We start from the raw sequence: 17,245 nt of genomic DNA, 5'->3' as shown, positions 1-17,245 counted from the left end.
ATTGCATCCTTGGCTCACATAAGGCTAGATACTGCCATGATGATACAGTCGATGATCTTCAGTTTAAGCGCGGTATTGGCTCTGGCTGTCCCGGCGCTCTATTTTCTAAAAGAACCCAAAGGGCAGGGGGGATCTTTCTGGTCCCTCATGGCTGTTGCATTGGCGGGTTCTGTAAGTTGGACCCTTGCTCAGCTTTCCGGTGAATGGCGCACCTCGCTTTCCTTGGCAATCTGGGTCACAATTTCTGCGACTGTTATCAGCCACACCATTCTTTGCGGATTCTATCAATTGGCTTGGCGTTTAACGCCACTATTGATGCCTTATATGGCAGCAATGGGACTTTGGGCGATTCTCTGGTCTGCTTTTCCCGGTCATGTGATTGAAAATACTGACGGACCTTTAAGCAACTGGATTGCTTTCCATATCCTTATTTCAATCTTCACCTATGCCTTGGCGACAATCGCCGCCATTGCCGCACTCAGTGCTTTTTTGGTGGAACGTGCCCTTAAACAGAAACGCCCCACAAAACTCACCCGCATTTTGCCGTCTATTCTCGATAGTGAAAAATTATTGGTTCACCTGCTTATTGCCTGTGAAATCATCTTGGGACTTGGCGTTTTGTCCGGTATGGGTGTCTCCATGATGGAAACAGGCAAGTTACTGCCAGCCGACCATAAGACGCTTTTCTCCATTGCAACTTTCATTGCGATTGCCGGCTTGTTATGGGCGCATCACAAAAGCGGTATTCGTGGGCGCAAAGCCACCCGTATTGTGCTGGTTGCTTACCTGTTGCTCAGTCTCGGCTTCTTCGGTGTCAAATTCGTCACCGATGTTATGATGACCTAAACACAGACAAAATCACACTTTTGCAAAAATCGCATCATGAAAGCCCCACATATTTTTGCCGGGGCTTTCATTACGTTGTCCATAATAGATATTAAAATCTGTTTTTTTGCCTCTTAATCATTTTTTTTCGATTGCCGCGCTGCAATAAAATGCCTATAGTTTGTGCAGAGAGTGGATATGATTAAAAAACAGACATTATCAATTGGCCCTATAAAGCTGACAAGCCCCGTTGTGCTCGCCCCTATGTCGGGCGTGACCGACATGCCGTTTCGAAAACTGGTAAAACGTTTCGGGGCAGGGCTTGTTGTATCCGAAATGATTGCCAGTCAGGAAATGCTGCGGGCCTCAGACAAAACACAAAAAATGGCAACATCCTGCGCAGATGAAAGCCCCATTGCAGTCCAGTTGGCGGGTACAGACCCACAAATCATGGCAGAAGCGGCAAAATTAAACGAAGCACGCGGCGCTGACATTATCGACATCAATATGGGGTGCCCAGTTAAAAAAGTCGTGAAATCATTCGCTGGATCAGCCTTGATGCGCAATGAAGACCTTGCAGGCGATATCATGCGCGCCGTCAAAGAAGCCGTTTCTATCCCCGTTACGGTCAAAATGCGCCTTGGCTGGGATGAAGACAACCTGAATGCCCTGACATTGGCCCGCATGGCACAGGAGATTGGATTGGCTTGCGTCACCATTCATGGGCGCACCCGCAATCAGATGTACAGCGGTCATGCCGACTGGAATGCCATTGCCCCGATCAAGCAAGGCCTTGATATTCCCGTCATCGGTAACGGCGACCTCAACACATTGGAAGACGTTGAACAAATGATTGAACAGGCCGGTGTGGATGGCGTTATGATCGGACGCGGGGCTTATGGTCGTCCGTGGTTCTTGCGGCAGGTTATGGACTATCTGGAAAACGGTCAAAAAACACCGCCACCCTCATTAGAAGAACAATGTGAAATTCTTTTATCGCACTACGATGCCATGCTGGATCATTACGGCGAACATGTCGGTGTGCGCCATGCCCGAAAACATATCGGCTGGTACTGCAAAGGCCTGACGGGTGCCACAGATTTTCGCAATCAAATTATGAAACTTGCCTCGCCTGACGAGGTGCGCAACCTAATTCAAAAATTTTACAACGATAACATAACCCGAAAGGTTGCCTGAACATGCCGAAAGCCAACATCTCTTTTGATGGTGAGGTCATCCTCAATTCTGTTGCCTCTTGCGTCTTCGTCATTAATTCAAAAGGTATCCTCCAGTTCGTCAACACGGCAGGGGAACAGCTTTTACAAGCCAGCGCACCTTATCTAAAAGGGCATGATCTGGAAGAATTCATCCCGAACGACAGCCCCATCCTTTCGCTGATCCATCAGGCCCGTATTGATCAGGCCACCGTTTCGGAAAACAGCATCACGCTTGAATCGCCACGTCTGGGGAAACATCTGGTCAACGCGCATGCCTCGCCCTTGGTCGAAGATCCGTCCTTAATCATCCTGACCCTGACCAAGCGGTCTTTGGCCGACCAGATTGCCCGGCAACTGAAGCATCGTTCCGCCGCGCGTACCATTACCGCAATGTCTGCCATGTTGGCCCATGAAATTAAGAACCCCTTATCCGGCATTCGTGGTGCGGCTCAATTATTGGAAAGCACAGCCAGCGAAGAAGATAAAGCCCTGACCAAGCTGATTACGGACGAAACCGATCGCATTTGCGCCCTCGTGGATCGCATGGAAACCTTTACAGATGGTCGCCCCATCAAGCGCGATGGTGTCAATATTCACCAGGTTCTCGAACATGTTCGCCAATTGGCACAAAACGGTTTTGGCTCCCATGTCCGTTTTTCTGAAAATTACGACCCATCCCTGCCTTTGGTTTTTGGCAATAAAGACAACTTGATCCAAATCGTTCTCAATCTTGTCAAAAATGCCTGTGAAGCCACCACAGGTGAAAACGCGGAAATCACTTTAACAACCGCTTACCAACATGGTGTGCGCTTGGCGGTTCCGGGGTCCAACACACGCGTCCATTTACCATTAATGGTGTCCATTCAAGATAACGGCCCCGGCATACCGGAAGATTTACGCCCCCATCTGTTCGAACCTTTTGTGACGACAAAACAAAAGGGCAGCGGCCTTGGCCTTGCATTGGTTGCAAAAATGGTGGGCGATCATGGCGGCCTGATTGAATGCGAAAGCGAACCCAAGAAGACGATATTTCGCATAATGCTGCCCATGTATTCCGAAAAACAAAACGGCCCGTTATAGAAAAGAAGGGAAAATAAAATGAGTGCAACAATCCTAATTGCAGACGACGATGCTGCCATCCGTACCGTTCTCAATCAAGCATTGGGGCGCGCCGGTTATGAAGTCCGCGTAACGGGAAATGCCTCAACCCTTTGGCGATGGGTCAATGATGGGGAAGGAGATCTGGTTATCACCGATGTCGTCATGCCCGATGAAAACGGACTTGATCTCATTCCACGTATCAAAAAAATTCGCCCCGAATTGCGCTGCATCGTTATGAGCGCCCAAAACACCTTGATGACAGCCGTGCGCGCTACCGAACGCGGTGCTTTTGAATATTTACCTAAACCTTTTGATCTCAATGAATTAACATCCGTTGTCAAACGGGCACTTGAAACCCCGCAAGCCAGCAAATCCCACACGGTACCGACCAATAACATGGAAGAAGACCTTCCGTTGATCGGGCGTTCCCCTGCCATGCAGGACATTTATCGCACGCTTGCCCGTTTGATGGGGACCGATTTATCTGTGATGATTACAGGGGAGTCCGGCACAGGTAAGGAACTGGTGGCGCGTGCCCTCCATGATTACGGCAAGCGTCGAAATGGCAGTTTTGTCGCCCTTAACATGGCGGCGATCCCCAAAGAATTAATCGAAAGTGAATTGTTTGGTCACGAAAAAGGATCATTTACCGGTGCCACCAACCGGAAATCCGGTCGTTTTGAACAGGCAGAAGGCGGCACCCTGTTTCTGGATGAAATCGGAGATATGCCAGCCGAAGCACAAACCCGACTTCTGCGCGTCCTGCAAGAAGGTGAATTTACGACAGTCGGTGGGTCGACCCCGATCAAAGCCAATGTGCGTATTGTTGCCGCAACCCACCGCGATTTACGCAGCCTGATCCGCCAAGGTCTGTTCCGTGAAGATTTATATTATCGCCTGAATGTGGTGCCGATCCGATTACCCCCGTTGCGTGAACGTACAGAAGATATCCCTGAGCTCGCCAACCATTTCCTATCTCAGGTCGCTGAAGAAGGGTTGCCGTGGAAAACGATTGAGAAACCAGCACTCGAACGTTTAAAACAACATAATTGGCCCGGTAACGTCCGCGAACTGGAAAACGTCATTCGACGCCTCGCCGCCTTATATTCACAAGAAACCATCACCTTGGAGGTTATTCAACAGGAATTGGCTGAACTGAACGCCCAAAGTGCAAACGGTGGCGGCGATAGTGAACCGGATAACCTTTCTTCTGCCATTGAAAAGCATTTACGGTCCTATTTCGATGCGCATGGCGACAGCCTGCCGCCCTCCGGCCTCTATGACCGGGTCCTAAAAGAACTGGAACGCCCTTTGCTTTCCATGACATTAGAAGCCACAAACGGCAATCAAATAAAGTCTGCTCAACTTTTAGGATTAAACAGAAATACCCTTCGCAAAAAAATTCGGGAACTGAATATTCCTATAACCAAAAATGCCGTAAAATAATCTTTGGTAAATGCGCAACAGGCGTTGCAACTTTGCAACAGATATGTCTAAACTCCTGTCAACATGCGATGAGGCAAGCAAGCCGAGGGAGTTATAATAAGCCATCATGCCTGAGTCTTTTCCCAAATCCAGTGCTGACCAACTGACCAAACTGATGACCTGGGTTCGTCGAACGGGACTAAGCCGGAAATTAGCTTTCCTGCTGGTTATCTGCGCAGTGACATCAGGTGTCGCAACTTTTGTTGCCATGACCAGTTCCGGTCCTTCAGGGGCTGCTCCATCCGACATTCTGAACCTGCTTTATGTCGATGCCGTCCTGCTTTTGTTGCTTGGCGCCCTCATCATTCGGCGCATACTCAAATTACACACGCAACATTCGCGTGGCATTGCCGGTTCGAAACTTCATACCCGGCTCGTTGTTTTTTTTAGTTTGCTGGCGGTAACCCCGGCAATTCTGGTCGCGGTATTTGCCGGACTATATTTAAATTTGGGGATGCAATCCTGGTTTAGTGAACGTGTCTCAACGGCGCTGAGTTCCTCTCAAACCGTTGCCAAGGCCTATCGTGATGCCCATGTCAGGTCCATTCAGATTGATGCACTGGCGATGGCTAACACGCTCAACCGCAAAGCCGCACAGCTTTCACGCTCCCGCTACGTTCTGGAACGTGAATTGAACCAGCTGGCACAAGAAAAAAATCTTGTTGAAGCGGCCATCATTGACGGGCAAAGCCGCGTTCTTGCCCGCACAGAACTCACACTCAGTCTTGCCTTTGACCAAATATCACGCGGAGTTCTGGATCAGGCAGACCAAAATGAAGTTGTCGTCACCTTTGAACCGCAAAACGACCGAACACGAGCTATCGTCAAACTGGATAACTACATCGACACCTATCTGTTTATCGGACGCTTCATTCCACCGGAAATCAGTGGGTCCATTGACCGGGTCGAAAATGCCTATAAACAATATTCGGAACTGGAAAAACAGCGCGAAGGCATTCACATCAGCTTTGTTATGATCTTCATGGTCATTGCATTGATGCTCCTGCTGGCTGCGGCATGGCTGGGGATGACCTTTGCCAACCAGATGGTTCAGCCATTGATCGACCTGATTACCGCTAGCGAACGTATCCGCAAAGGCGATCTTGCCGCACGGGTTGATAAAGACCATAGCGGGGACGAAATCGGTCTTCTTGGTCGCGCCTTTAACCGTATGGCCGAACAGCTTGAAACGCAACGTGAAAGCCTTATTGAAGCAAACCGTGAAATGGCAGAGCGCAACCGATTTACCGAAACGGTTTTGGATGGGGTCAGCGCCGGTGTTATCGGTCTTGATGGACAAGGCAAAATCCATCTCCCCAACCGTTTTGCCAGTCTTTTTCTAAAAAGCGAAATCAGTACACTTGCGGGTCAGCCCTTGGAAAAAATCGTCCCGGAATTGAAAGATCTTCTGTCGCAAGCTCAGCAAAAACCCATTCGCGTCGCACAACGGGAAGTTAAGCTTTTGCGGGATGGGCAGTTGCGTATCATCAATGCCAGCATTGCCGCAGAATGGGTTGATAACGATATTATCGGCTATGTTCTGACGTTTGATGATATTACCGAACTGCAAAGCGCACAACGCCGGGCGGCATGGGCAAACGTGGCCCGGCGCATTGCTCACGAGATTAAAAACCCGCTGACACCTATTCAATTATCGGCAGAACGTCTTAAACGTAAATACGCCAAAGAAATTACCAGTGACCCCGAAACATTTGAAATGTGTACCGCGACCATTATCCGACAAGTTGACGATATGCGGCGCATGGTTGATGAATTTTCCTCCTTCGCCCGCATGCCACGCCCGGTCCTGAAGCCCGAAAATATTAGTGAGTTATGCGGCGAGATCATCTTTCTGGAACGCAACCGTACAGAAATGGTGGAATATGATATAAAACTGGCCGCCCCGGACATGACCTTGCTGTGCGACCGTCAGCAAATTGCCCGGCTACTTACCAATCTGGTAAAAAATGCAGCGGAAGGCATCTTTTCAAAATACGATTTTGATCCAGATGATGCACATATAACGGAACATGATGCCCCCTTGGGAAAGGTTTCGCTGGAGCTTTTGGAAACCAATCAGGAAATCATTATTCGTATTGAAGATAACGGCATTGGCTTTCCACAGGAAGAACGCGAACGTTTGACGGACCCTTACGTCACAACGCGGACCAAAGGAACGGGACTGGGGCTGGCAATTGCCAAAAAAATTGTAGAAGAACATCAAGGGAAAATGGCCTTGAAGGATAGAGCAGGGGGCGGCGCAATTGTCGAATTGCACTTCCCGGAATTGGAAGAACACGGGTCCAGCCCGCAAAAAGAGAAAGAAAGTAACCCGATGGATATGGCAATAAGGTTGGTAAGCGATGGCGTATGATATTTTAATTGTCGATGATGAAGCCGATATTCGCATGTTAACGGCGGGTATTCTTGAAGATGAAGGATATGAACCGCGCGAAGCCGGCAGTGACGTACAGGCCTTGGATAGTGTACGCAAACGCCGTCCCAGTCTTGTCTTGCTGGATATCTGGTTACAAGGCAGCAGGCTGGATGGCTTGGGCATTTTAAAGGCCCTGAAAAAAGACCATCCCGACCTGCCGGTTATTATGATGAGCGGTCACGGTACCATTGAAACGGCTGTGAAGGCGTTACATGATGGTGCCTACGATTTTATCGAAAAACCTTTCAAAACCGATCGTCTTTTAATGGCGGTTGAACGCGCACTGGAAACTGCGACCTTAAGGCGCGAGAACGAAGAATTGCGCAGCCGGGGCGCAGTGGAAAGCGAATTGATCGGTATTTCTTCTCGCTTAAACCAACTGCGCCAAAGCGTTGAAAAGGTGGCACAATCCAACAGCCGCGTTTTAATCAACGGACCAGCCGGATCCGGTAAAGAGGTTTGCGCACGTCATCTTCATTTTCAATCACGCAGAGCAAAAGGCCCCTTTGTTGTACTCAATTGCGCAACAATGGACGCAGACCGTGTAGAAAGCGAACTGTTTGGTATTGAAGCTGTCAACGGCAATCCCGGCAAAGTCGGCTTCTTCGAACAAGCCCACAACGGCACCCTGTTGCTGGACGAAGTCAGCGATATGCCGAGCGAAACACAGGGGAAAATTGTCCGCGTCCTTCAGGAACAACGTTTTCAGCGGGTCGGGGGGAATACCCCTGTTGAAGTTGATGTCCGTGTTGTCGCCGCATCTTCCAAAGATTTAAACGTGGAAATGGCAGAAGATCGTTTTCGCGAAGATCTGTTTTATCGCCTCAGTGTCGTTCCAATTGATCTTCCGGCTTTATTTGAACGGCGCGAAGATATTCCTTATCTCGCGAATTACTTTATGAATAAAACCGCACAGGTGCTGGGACATTCACCGCGTATCTTCAGTGAGGAGGCCCTAGCCGCCATGCAGGCCTATGACTGGCCGGGAAATGTACGGGAACTGCGCAATGTGGTGGAACGTATTTTAATTATGGCCCCAGGGACACCGGATGACCCGATAAAAGTCGATATGTTGCCCCGTGAGGTTACAACCAGTGATTCCGATACATTAAATTGGGACCCCACCAGTGAAATTATGAGCTTGCCACTGCGCGAAGCGCGGGAAATCTTCGAACGTGAATATCTGAATACTCAAATCAGTCGTTTTGGCGGTAATATTTCCAAAACGGCCAGTTTTGTCGGCATGGAACGCTCCGCTCTTCATCGCAAGTTAAAATCCTTGAACTTGACGATGGACGAAAAAGCAAAAGCGTAAGGAGAATCTGAAATGAAAGTCATTATTTGCGGTGCAGGCCAGGTTGGTTCCAACATCGCCCATTATCTTGCGCTGGAAGACAATGATGTCACTGTTGTCGATCAATCCCCCGCATTAATCGGTAAAATCACCGACACACTGGATTGTCGGGGGGTAACGGGTCATGCCAGTCACCCTGACGTTTTAAAAGAAGCAGGTGCAGAAGATGCAGACATGCTGATTGCCGTGACCTATACGGATGAAATCAACATGGTTGCCGCACAAGTGGCCCATTCTCTATTCAAGATCCCCAAGAAAGTGGCCCGTATCCGTTCACAATGTTATCTCGCACCGGAATGGCAAAATCTGTACACACGCGACAACTTACCGATCGATGTGATTATCTCACCCGAGATCGAGGTTGCCCGCGCGGTTATGCGCCGTCTAACCGTTCCGGGGGCAACCGATATGATCCCCTTGTGTGATGGGAAAGTTCGCCTTGTCGGGGTTCGTTGTGAAAAAGACTGCCCCCTTGTCTTCACACCTTTGCGCCAACTGACACAACTGTTTCCTGACCTCAATATCGTCGTCATCGGGCTGGTTCGGGATGGAAAATCCATTATTCCGACAGCGGACGACCAGTTGCTCCCCGGTGACGAGGCCTTCTTTGTTGTCGATGAAGAACATATGGTGCGCGCCCTGACAGCATTTGGTCACGATGAAACAGAAGCCCGCCGCCTGTTGATTTTCGGTGGCGGCAATATCGGTCTGTTCCTCGCCCAACAGTTGGAACGGGAATATCCGTGGGTCAATGCGAAAATCATTGAGAAAAGTGAAACACGCGCCCGTCAAATTGCTTCCCAGCTTACGAAAACTACCGTGTTATGCGGGGATGTCCGTGATCAGGAACTTTTGATCGAAGCCAACGTCACCGCCGCTGAAACCATCGTCGCCGTGACCGATGATGATGAAACCAATATTTTGGGCTCCTTACTTGCCAAACGCATGGGATCTCAACGGACAGTGACCTTGATCAACAAGGCGTTATATGAACCTCTTTTGAACAATTTGGGGATCGACGTTGTTGTTAACCCGCGCAGCATCACCGTTTCCCAGATTTTGCAACAAGTGCGCAAAGGTCGCATTCATTCCGTTCATAGTTTACGCGAAGGATTTGGCGAATTGATCGAAGCCGAAGCCTTGGCAACCTCACCGCTGGTCGGTGCACCGTTGCGTGATGTTAAAATGCCCAATGGTGTTGTTCTGGGGGCCATCGTGCGCGATGGGCAGGTCATTTCACCACGGGGCAGCACAGTCATTGAACCCAAAGACCGGATCGTTCTGTTTGCCGCATCCGATGCAGTGCGCAAAGTGGAAAAAATGTTCTCAGTCCGTCTGGAGTTCTTTTAAAAAATGTCAAGATTTGCCTATGTTAACGGTGCTTATGTGCCGCACGAACATGCCAGTGTCCATATTGAAGATCGCGGTTTTCAATTTGCCGATAGCGTCTATGAAGTCATTTATCTTTATAAAGGGAAACTGATTGATGCAGAGGCACACCTGAAACGGCTGGAACATTCTTTGAATGAACTGGATATGGACATGCCCAAATCACGAGCGGCCTTCATGGTTACTATCAAAGAACTGGTGAGGCGTAATCGTGTGAAAACCGCGCTGATCTATGTGCAAGTGACCCGTGGCAGTGCCGTACGCGATTTTTCCTATCCCGAAAATACAATGCCGAGCGTTGTTATGACGGCAAGACGGGTGGCCCCCTTTGATGCAAACGTCCCCCTTAAAGGGATAAAAGTAATGAGCCTGCCCGATATCCGCTGGGCACGCTGCGATATAAAAACCACATCCTTACTCGCAGCTTCCATGAGCAAACAAAAAGCACAGGATAACGGTTTTGACGATGCATGGCTTGTCACTGACGACCAGTTTGTGACCGAGGGGACATCAAACAATGCCTGGATTTTGCGCGAAGATGGAAGATTACAAACACGCAAACCCTCCCACGAAATCCTCAACGGCATTACCCGACAGGCCATCATCAAACTAGCCGGGCAAAAAGGTATTGAAATTCTTGAAGATGCCTTCAGCCTTGATGAAGCCAAAAAGGCGAAAGAAGCCTTTGTGACCAGCTCAAGCGCCTGCGTCAAACCCGTCATTCAAATTGACGACACAACCATCGCAGATGGAAAGCCCGGTCTTTTCACCCAACAAATTGCAAAAATCTATGCCGATTTTCTTGAGGAATAAAAACGTGAGCCATTTCCCCCGCCCACAAGCCGTGATCTTTGACTGGGACAATACCCTTGTCGATACATGGCCAGCCATTCACGATGCGATTAATCATACGCTGGTCGCAATGGGGCATAAGGCGTGGACCTATGACGAAACCCGCCAACGCATTCGTAAATCCATGCGTGATAGTTTTCCTGAATTATTCGGAGATCGTTGGGAAGAAGCCGGTAAAATATTTTATGCCCGATTCGAAGAATCCCATATCAGTCAATTACAGGCAATTGAGGGTGCCGAAAACCTTCTCAAAGCCTTATACAGCAAGGGGTTTTACCTTGCTATTGTCTCTAACAAGAGGGGAAAATACCTTCGCCAAGAAGTTGAGCATTTAGGCTGGGGAAAATATTTCAAAAAGCTCGTTGGTGCAGGGGATGCTCAACTGGACAAACCCAATCCGGCACCCGTTGATTTAGCCCTTGGAAACAGCGGAATTCCTAGGGGTTCAGACGTCTGGTTCGTAGGGGATACAGATGTGGATCTGGAGTGCGCACACAACTCAGGATGTATATCCGTACTGATAAGAGAGCAAGCACCGAGTCAAGGAGAATTTGACGAGTTCCCTCCTTCTTGGTATTTCAGTAATTGCATGGAGTTAGCTTCGACATTGAATAAATGTGACGTTTGGGAGACTGATCAACAAGTCGAGCAAGCTCTATAAAAGACCAAACCATAAATGCCAACGATAAAGATAATTAGGGAATATAGACCCATGGCTGCTGAAAAGTCTCAGAATGTGCAAGACGTTTTTTTAAATCACATTCGTAAACAAAAAAATTCCGTCACCATTTTTTTGGTAAACGGTGTAAAACTCCAGGGGATTGTAACTTGGTTTGACAACTTCTCTGTGCTGCTGCGCAGAGACGGTCATACACAACTGGTGTACAAGCATGCGATTTCGACAATCATGCCTTCTTCACCGGTACAATTGTTCGATCCGTCCGGCGAAGACGAAGAGTAAACGTGACGAACGAAAATAATCCGCCCAAGAACCAATCAAAAACGGGCTGGAGCGATGATAACGACCGAACTCCTTGTTTGGTCGTTCACCCGCATTTAAAAAGCGAACGCGGTGCGTTACGCTCCCCTCAGGCACGTCTCGAAGAATGTATCGGCCTTGCCTTGGCTATTCATGTTGATGTGGTCCATAGCGAAGTCGTCAATATTGCACGTCCCAAACCGGCTACCTTGTTTGGTCAAGGGGTGGTTGAGGCACTGGCAACCACCATTGGCCGCGTGGATAAGCATAAAGACGAATGGGATGACGATGACATTGGGCTTGCCATTGTTGATGCAGCGTTGTCTCCCATCCAGCAACGCAATCTTGAAAAAGCATGGAACTGCAAAGTCATTGACCGTACCGGACTTATCCTTGAAATTTTCGGGGAACGTGCCCGCACGGCAGAAGGGTCCTTGCAGGTTGAATTGGCGGCCCTGACGTATCAACGATCCCGCTTGGTGCGATCCTGGACCCACCTGGAACGCCAACGTGGCGGACTTGGATTTATTGGCGGTCCCGGTGAATCTCAAATCGAGATTGATCGTCGTCTCATTGACGAACGTATCGTTCGATTGAAAAAAGACCTCGGCGAAGTCAAACGCACCCGTGAATTACACCGCAAAGCCCGGCGCAATACGCCATACCCGATCGTTGCCCTTGTCGGCTATACCAACGCCGGGAAATCAACGCTTTTCAACCGACTGACAAAAGCGGATGTCTTTGCACAGGACTTGCTGTTTGCCACATTGGACCCGACCATGCGTTCCATCACGCTGCCATCCGGGCGTGATGTCATCATTTCAGATACGGTCGGCTTTATTTCCCAACTCCCGCATGAATTGGTTGCCGCCTTCCATGCCACGTTGGAAGAAGTCCATGAGGCTGACGTCATTTTACATGTCAGAGACGCCTCCCATCCTGACACAGAGGCACAACGAGCCGATGTTCTGGATGTTCTCAAAACATTGGGGGTGGAAGAAAAACTCGAAGATTGCCTGATCGAGGTCTATAACAAAGCCGACCTGCTGGATCAGGAAGATCTGGATATCATTGCCAATCGGGTCAATCGCTCAAACGGTCTGGTCAGTATGGTATCTGCCGTTACAGGGCAGGGGTGTGATCAACTTCTTGATGACATCAATAAACTGCTCAGCGCACGTTTCCAGATCTTCGAAGTCGAGGTCCCTTACAGTGACGGTCAAATGCTCAGTTGGATTTATGCGCATGGGGAAGTGACAGAACGCAATGAAGGCGAGAACGGATTTCATATCACCGTCAAAATGAACGACATGAACACCTCACGTTTTCAGCAAAAATTCCCGCAGCTTTTCCCTGCTATCGAACCAGAAGAAAAAGACGAAGATTCGCAACAATCAACCGGATGGTCTCCCACTTAGGGCAACCGTCCGCAAAGATTATCTTTCCAACTGGCTTTGTGCTTCTCTTTTGCCTTTCTTTAACTTCTTTCCCGCAAACTGTTTGTAAAATCACACAGATGATCTTATCTACAAGTAGATGTGAAAGAGGAATAGAAATGGCAACAAAACAAGCACAAGCCAGATGGCGTTCCCGACATCAGCTTGTTAAAAAACAGCTTAATGTCATGGCGAAACACCTGATTCACGAAGATCTGGAAGAAATCGCCCGCAATTATGACCTAAAAGGAAAGGGTGAAGCCGTCACCTTCGCCACCTTCGTCACTAAAGCCATGCGTCAACAAGCCGAATATAACCCGGAAGCCAAACGCATCATGGACCTGCTGGAAAACGCCTATAAACGGGACCGCGATATTTACAGACCTTGAGTGCTATTTTTTAAAAACAAAATATTTCATGCCGAAATAGCTCACGAACATGGAAACGGCTGTTGCGGGAAAGAGGGCAATAACCGGATTTTCTTCCAAAACGGGATAAATGGCAAGAACGCCAATATAACAAATATAATTTGTCAAAGACGCAAGAAGCATCGAACCACAATAGGCGCGATATTCTACCCAACTGGGTGCTGCTGTTGTCTTAAATGTTTTAGTACGGTTAATCCACCAGCTTGCAGTAATAGATCCCCACAACCCAACAATCTGACCAACGTACGCATGCACCCCTAAAACATTGCTCAAAACATACAATATAATCGTATTCACCAGAAATGCACTGGCGCCAGCAAAAAGAAAATGTCCATAATGTTTTATTTTTTCCATCGATAATTATTTCTGAAGTAAATAGAAATAAGACACACCGAATGGCGGTTTTATAATCGGTGCAATTTTTGTATCAAGCTCAAAGATGACTTTAAGGCATCTGTTAATGAAGGCATTATTGATATTGTTTTCACTTTTCGCCTGAATATTAAAAAAACGAATAATTTTTCGCGCACTCCAAATCGGAATGAACAAAATAAAATTAAAAAAACATTCTACCTGAACGGAAAAGGGGGCAGCCTTAATCAAATTGGTAATTTCTGATTTGTTGTAACGTCTTTTATGCAAGGAGATATCATCTTGTAATCCCCACAAAGACATAAACATCGGAACTGTTATCAGTGCATGCCCGCCCGGCTTTAAAATACGGTATATTTCTTTTAAAGCTGTTTTATCATCATCTACATGTTCCAAAATATCAGTTGCAACCACAAGGTCAAAACTGTCATTTTCAAACGGAACGGCACAAATGTCGCCTTTTGTAACTGCGGGTAAGCCCTTTGCATGACAAAATGCTATGGCATGTTCACTAAAGTCTAACCCTTGAATATTGGAAAATCCCATATCAACCAGCATACGCAAATTGGTCCCGGTGCTGGTTCCAATATCCAGAATTTTTGCTGTTTCAGGTAAATTCAGACGCGAAATATAAGCTTGAAAGAAGGACCGTCTGGCAACAAACCACCAGTGATCTTGCTCAAGTGCCGCTTCTGCTTCGTAAGCTTCTAATTTCATCCTTTTATCCAGACAGTGGTATTTCATTGATTATATAATGAAATACTCTTTACCATTAAATGGTTTAGCTATAACTTCCATTTTTTAAGATTAAGATAGATATACGAAAGCCAATGAGAAAAATAGAGAAAAAAGGCATACAGGAAAAGATAATTCTCTCAGACCTTCAGCCCTATAAACAAGCAGGTTATTCTCGCGTTTTTATTGTTGTATTTACCGGTCTTATTTTACTGAAATTATTCTATCTTTTCTCCTTTGGCCCTGTTTTCTTGCCCGATAGTACGGGCTATATCAAATTCGCAAATCTCGTTCTCAATGAAAAAGAATGGATCAACCATGTGGATTTGAGAAACGCTTTCTGGCAACCGGAAACCGCATTTCGCAGCATAGGCTATCCTGCTTTTCTAGCCTTCAATAAATTGATTTTTGGCGAGCTGTTTGATTGGAGTAGTATAGGTATTCAGATCACTTTGTCCCTTTATACCAGTTATCTGATTTACCAATTAAGTGATCGCTTTTTAAAAAATGAAGTTCTGGCTCTCTTCTGTGCAAGCGCGCATGCACTCAGTCAGGGACTATTAATGGACCAATGTCTTCTGACCGATAGCCTAAATACAAGCTTGATGGTCATTGTGCTTTGCACGATTTCGATCAAAATAATCGACAGGTCTCCTCCCAAAACCGCAACTGTATTAGGCTTGGGCACTCTTATCCTCATTGCTTTTTCTATTCGGGAGGCCGGTAATTTTCTGCAATTCCTATTATGGCCAATTGTTCTTTACTGGATTATTCGAAATCATCCCTTGTGGTCTATGCGTATCTTTTTGTTCATGCTTTTTATTAGTCCCATATTTCTAGGTGTTTACGGGTATAAAACATGGAATGAACATAGAACGGATAAACGTTTTATAACAACTGCCGGACAATCGACCATGTTTTTTCCTGTTTTTAAACTGAAAAAACAAGGAATTGACGCCTTGAAAGATGACCCGCTCTTCCAAGGCTTGCCCGAATACGTATATCCTCTGGACGAGCAGGTTATGATTAATAGCTATGCCATCAATAAACACCTTCATTCACAACATAACTTTAATGCTGTCGAAATATCTAATTATGCCTTCACAACTTTTTTCAGACTATGGAAAACATATCCGGTTGGAATGGTCGCAGGCACTTTTTCCGAAATCCGTGAAAAACAGTTGTTTTCCAGCTTTATGCCTGTTGAAACATGGGTGAAAACTCATCTATGGGCACGTGGCAGCAAACCATTTCAAAAACGGCGCGATATGATGGAAAAGGTCAAAACAGAAGGGCGTTATGAACTCTTGCTTGCCTATATTGCGCGTCACTTGGAACGTATTATTTCAATTTTGATTTCAGCAGCCTTTGTAATCGGCGGGCCCATTTTATTTTATCGAACTCTCAAGAAAACAGGATATCGCCTCCAAAACCTGCCGGATCAAGTTTGGCTCATTACTTTTTATTGGTTGCTCTATTTCGGTTACACATTTGCTTACGCTATGGTACATCTTGAGCAACGCTATCTATTACCCGTTGTTCCTTTCTTGACAATCAGCGGCGTTTTGATACTGAAACAAGCCTTCTTCAAGCTGAAAACAGTAATTCGACCAAACAATTTTAATACGTGAGTTTTATTTAAATGACTGTAGAAAAAAAAGAAAAGAACCAGAAGGCCATACGCCCAAACTTATCTGTTATCGTCCCTTTTTATAATGAAGAAGACAACATCGGTTCTCTTTACAAAGAGATTAAAAGCACACTGGAAGAAACAGAACGCACATATGAAATTATCTTTGTGAATGACGGTTCCAGCGACAAAACACTAGAGCGCGGCATAGAGATCGCCGAGCAAGATTCACATGTCCATATGATTGACTTGTTACGCAATTACGGGCAGACAGCCGGTTTAATGGCAGGACTGGATCATGCACAAGGCGACATCATCATCTCTATGGATGGTGATGGTCAAAACGATCCCGCCGAAATACCCAAATTATTAGGCAAGCTTGAGGAAGGTTATAGTGTCGTTTCCGGCTGGCGGGCGGACCGGCAAGACAATGCGATGACCAGAACCTTACCAAGCCGCATCGCCAATTGGTTAATTTCCAAAGTTTCCGGTGTGCACCTGCATGATTACGGCTGCGCCCTTAAAGCCTATCACAGGGAAGTTGTTGAACAAGTTCGTCTCTATGGTGAAATGCACCGCTTCATCCCCATTTACACAGTGTGGCAAGGCGGAAAAATCGCAGAAATCGAAGTCAACCACCGTGCGCGCATCCATGGTGAATCAAAATATGGCCTAAACCGTATCTTCAAGGTACTTCTTGATTTGTTTTTAGTCATGTTTTTGAAACGCTACATGACAAAACCCATTTACATATTTGGTGGATTTGGCTTCGCTTCGTTACTCCTTGCATTTATTTGCGGACTTTGGGCGGTCTGGTTAAAAATCTTTGACGGTGTTTCTTTTATTTTAACTCCGTTACCTATGCTCACTGGCACATTCTTTACAACGGGGATCTTGTGCATTCTCATGGGGTTACTGGCCGAACTTCTCGTGCGGACCTATTTTGAATCTCAAAATAAGAATATTTATCAAGTCAAAAAACACTATAACAAGAAAGACTAGAAG

General features: G+C 46.9%; 16 protein-coding genes. 14 read left to right on the top strand and 2 right to left on the bottom strand.

Going from position 1 to position 17,245, the window contains the following annotated elements; translation table 11 throughout:
* The first annotated feature begins 36 nt into the window (after positions 1-36).
* From IEW74_RS09295 to IEW74_RS09240, 12 genes are all read left to right on the top strand, one after another.
* Positions 37-846, top strand: a complete 810-nt coding sequence (locus IEW74_RS09295; RefSeq protein ID WP_188664093.1) for a cytochrome C assembly family protein — start codon at positions 37-39, stop codon at positions 844-846.
* 177 nt (positions 847-1,023) lie between these two features.
* Positions 1,024-2,022 (top strand): tRNA dihydrouridine synthase DusB, encoded by a 999-nt coding sequence (dusB, locus tag IEW74_RS09290; protein ID WP_188664091.1) that lies wholly within the window; start codon positions 1,024-1,026, stop codon positions 2,020-2,022.
* Between the two features lie 2 nt (positions 2,023-2,024).
* Positions 2,025-3,122, top strand: a complete 1,098-nt coding sequence (locus IEW74_RS09285; RefSeq protein ID WP_188664089.1) for a two-component system sensor histidine kinase NtrB — start codon at positions 2,025-2,027, stop codon at positions 3,120-3,122.
* 18 nt (positions 3,123-3,140) lie between these two features.
* Complete coding sequence (ntrC, locus tag IEW74_RS09280; protein WP_188664087.1) at positions 3,141-4,589, top strand: nitrogen regulation protein NR(I); 1,449 nt, start codon at positions 3,141-3,143, stop codon at positions 4,587-4,589.
* A 106-nt stretch (positions 4,590-4,695) separates the two neighbouring features.
* Entirely contained in the window at positions 4,696-7,002 is a 2,307-nt protein-coding gene (locus IEW74_RS09275; protein WP_188664085.1) for a sensor histidine kinase NtrY-like, read from the top strand.
* On the top strand, positions 6,992-8,380 hold the full coding sequence (ntrX, locus tag IEW74_RS09270; RefSeq protein ID WP_188664083.1) for a nitrogen assimilation response regulator NtrX: 1,389 nt from the start codon (positions 6,992-6,994) through the stop codon (positions 8,378-8,380). Before IEW74_RS09275 ends, ntrX begins: the two co-directional genes overlap by 11 nt.
* A 12-nt stretch (positions 8,381-8,392) precedes the next feature.
* Positions 8,393-9,769, top strand: coding sequence for a Trk system potassium transporter TrkA (gene trkA / locus IEW74_RS09265; RefSeq protein ID WP_188664081.1), 1,377 nt, complete (start codon positions 8,393-8,395; stop codon positions 9,767-9,769).
* Between the two features lie 3 nt (positions 9,770-9,772).
* Positions 9,773-10,621, top strand: coding sequence for a D-amino-acid transaminase (locus IEW74_RS09260; RefSeq protein WP_188664079.1), 849 nt, complete (start codon positions 9,773-9,775; stop codon positions 10,619-10,621).
* 4 nt (positions 10,622-10,625) lie between these two features.
* Positions 10,626-11,321, top strand: a complete 696-nt coding sequence (locus IEW74_RS09255) for an HAD family hydrolase (protein ID WP_229734292.1) — start codon at positions 10,626-10,628, stop codon at positions 11,319-11,321.
* A gap of 51 nt (positions 11,322-11,372) precedes the next feature.
* Positions 11,373-11,621: an RNA chaperone Hfq gene (hfq, locus tag IEW74_RS09250; protein WP_069185874.1), complete on the top strand. Its 249-nt coding sequence runs from the start codon at positions 11,373-11,375 to the stop codon at positions 11,619-11,621.
* A 77-nt stretch (positions 11,622-11,698) separates the two neighbouring features.
* Positions 11,699-13,057 (top strand): GTPase HflX, encoded by a 1,359-nt coding sequence (gene hflX / locus IEW74_RS09245; protein ID WP_188664154.1) that lies wholly within the window; start codon positions 11,699-11,701, stop codon positions 13,055-13,057.
* Positions 13,058-13,194: 137 nt separating this feature from the next.
* Entirely contained in the window at positions 13,195-13,464 is a 270-nt protein-coding gene (locus IEW74_RS09240; protein ID WP_188664076.1) for a hypothetical protein, read from the top strand.
* Between the two features lie 3 nt (positions 13,465-13,467).
* Here IEW74_RS09240 and IEW74_RS09235 read toward each other — a convergent pair whose 3' ends face one another.
* Entirely contained in the window at positions 13,468-13,857 is a 390-nt protein-coding gene (locus IEW74_RS09235) for a GtrA family protein (protein WP_188664074.1), read from the bottom strand.
* A 6-nt stretch (positions 13,858-13,863) separates the two neighbouring features.
* The gene (locus IEW74_RS09230; RefSeq protein ID WP_188664072.1) at positions 13,864-14,592 is read right to left on the bottom strand and encodes a class I SAM-dependent methyltransferase; all 729 of its coding nucleotides are present in this window, start codon (positions 14,590-14,592) and stop codon (positions 13,864-13,866) included.
* 113 nt (positions 14,593-14,705) lie between these two features.
* On the opposite strand from IEW74_RS09230, the gene IEW74_RS09225 reads away from it, so the two are divergent.
* Positions 14,706-16,241: a hypothetical protein gene (locus tag IEW74_RS09225; RefSeq protein WP_188664070.1), complete on the top strand. Its 1,536-nt coding sequence runs from the start codon at positions 14,706-14,708 to the stop codon at positions 16,239-16,241.
* A gap of 11 nt (positions 16,242-16,252) precedes the next feature.
* A complete protein-coding gene (locus IEW74_RS09220) occupies positions 16,253-17,242 on the top strand; it encodes a glycosyltransferase family 2 protein (protein WP_188664068.1) in 990 nt (329 codons plus the stop codon).
* Positions 17,243-17,245 lie beyond the last annotated feature (3 nt).

The sequence above is a fragment of the Terasakiella brassicae genome (genome assembly GCF_014641495.1).
Taxonomy (GTDB): domain Bacteria; phylum Pseudomonadota; class Alphaproteobacteria; order Rhodospirillales; family Terasakiellaceae; genus Terasakiella; species Terasakiella brassicae.
This window is presented reverse-complemented; position numbering and strand designations above follow the sequence as displayed.

Coding starts and splice junctions, on each gene's coding strand:
- IEW74_RS09295 (WP_188664093.1), top strand. CDS start 37: ATGATGATACAGTCGATGATCTTCAGTTTAAGCGCGGTATTGGCTCTG.
- dusB (WP_188664091.1), top strand. CDS start 1,024: ATGATTAAAAAACAGACATTATCAATTGGCCCTATAAAGCTGACAAGC.
- IEW74_RS09285 (WP_188664089.1), top strand. CDS start 2,025: ATGCCGAAAGCCAACATCTCTTTTGATGGTGAGGTCATCCTCAATTCT.
- ntrC (WP_188664087.1), top strand. CDS start 3,141: ATGAGTGCAACAATCCTAATTGCAGACGACGATGCTGCCATCCGTACC.
- IEW74_RS09275 (WP_188664085.1), top strand. CDS start 4,696: ATGCCTGAGTCTTTTCCCAAATCCAGTGCTGACCAACTGACCAAACTG.
- ntrX (WP_188664083.1), top strand. CDS start 6,992: ATGGCGTATGATATTTTAATTGTCGATGATGAAGCCGATATTCGCATG.
- trkA (WP_188664081.1), top strand. CDS start 8,393: ATGAAAGTCATTATTTGCGGTGCAGGCCAGGTTGGTTCCAACATCGCC.
- IEW74_RS09260 (WP_188664079.1), top strand. CDS start 9,773: ATGTCAAGATTTGCCTATGTTAACGGTGCTTATGTGCCGCACGAACAT.
- hfq (WP_069185874.1), top strand. CDS start 11,373: ATGGCTGCTGAAAAGTCTCAGAATGTGCAAGACGTTTTTTTAAATCAC.
- IEW74_RS09240 (WP_188664076.1), top strand. CDS start 13,195: ATGGCAACAAAACAAGCACAAGCCAGATGGCGTTCCCGACATCAGCTT.
- IEW74_RS09235 (WP_188664074.1), bottom strand. CDS start 13,857: ATGGAAAAAATAAAACATTATGGACATTTTCTTTTTGCTGGCGCCAGT.
- IEW74_RS09230 (WP_188664072.1), bottom strand. CDS start 14,592: ATGAAATTAGAAGCTTACGAAGCAGAAGCGGCACTTGAGCAAGATCAC.
- IEW74_RS09225 (WP_188664070.1), top strand. CDS start 14,706: ATGAGAAAAATAGAGAAAAAAGGCATACAGGAAAAGATAATTCTCTCA.
- IEW74_RS09220 (WP_188664068.1), top strand. CDS start 16,253: ATGACTGTAGAAAAAAAAGAAAAGAACCAGAAGGCCATACGCCCAAAC.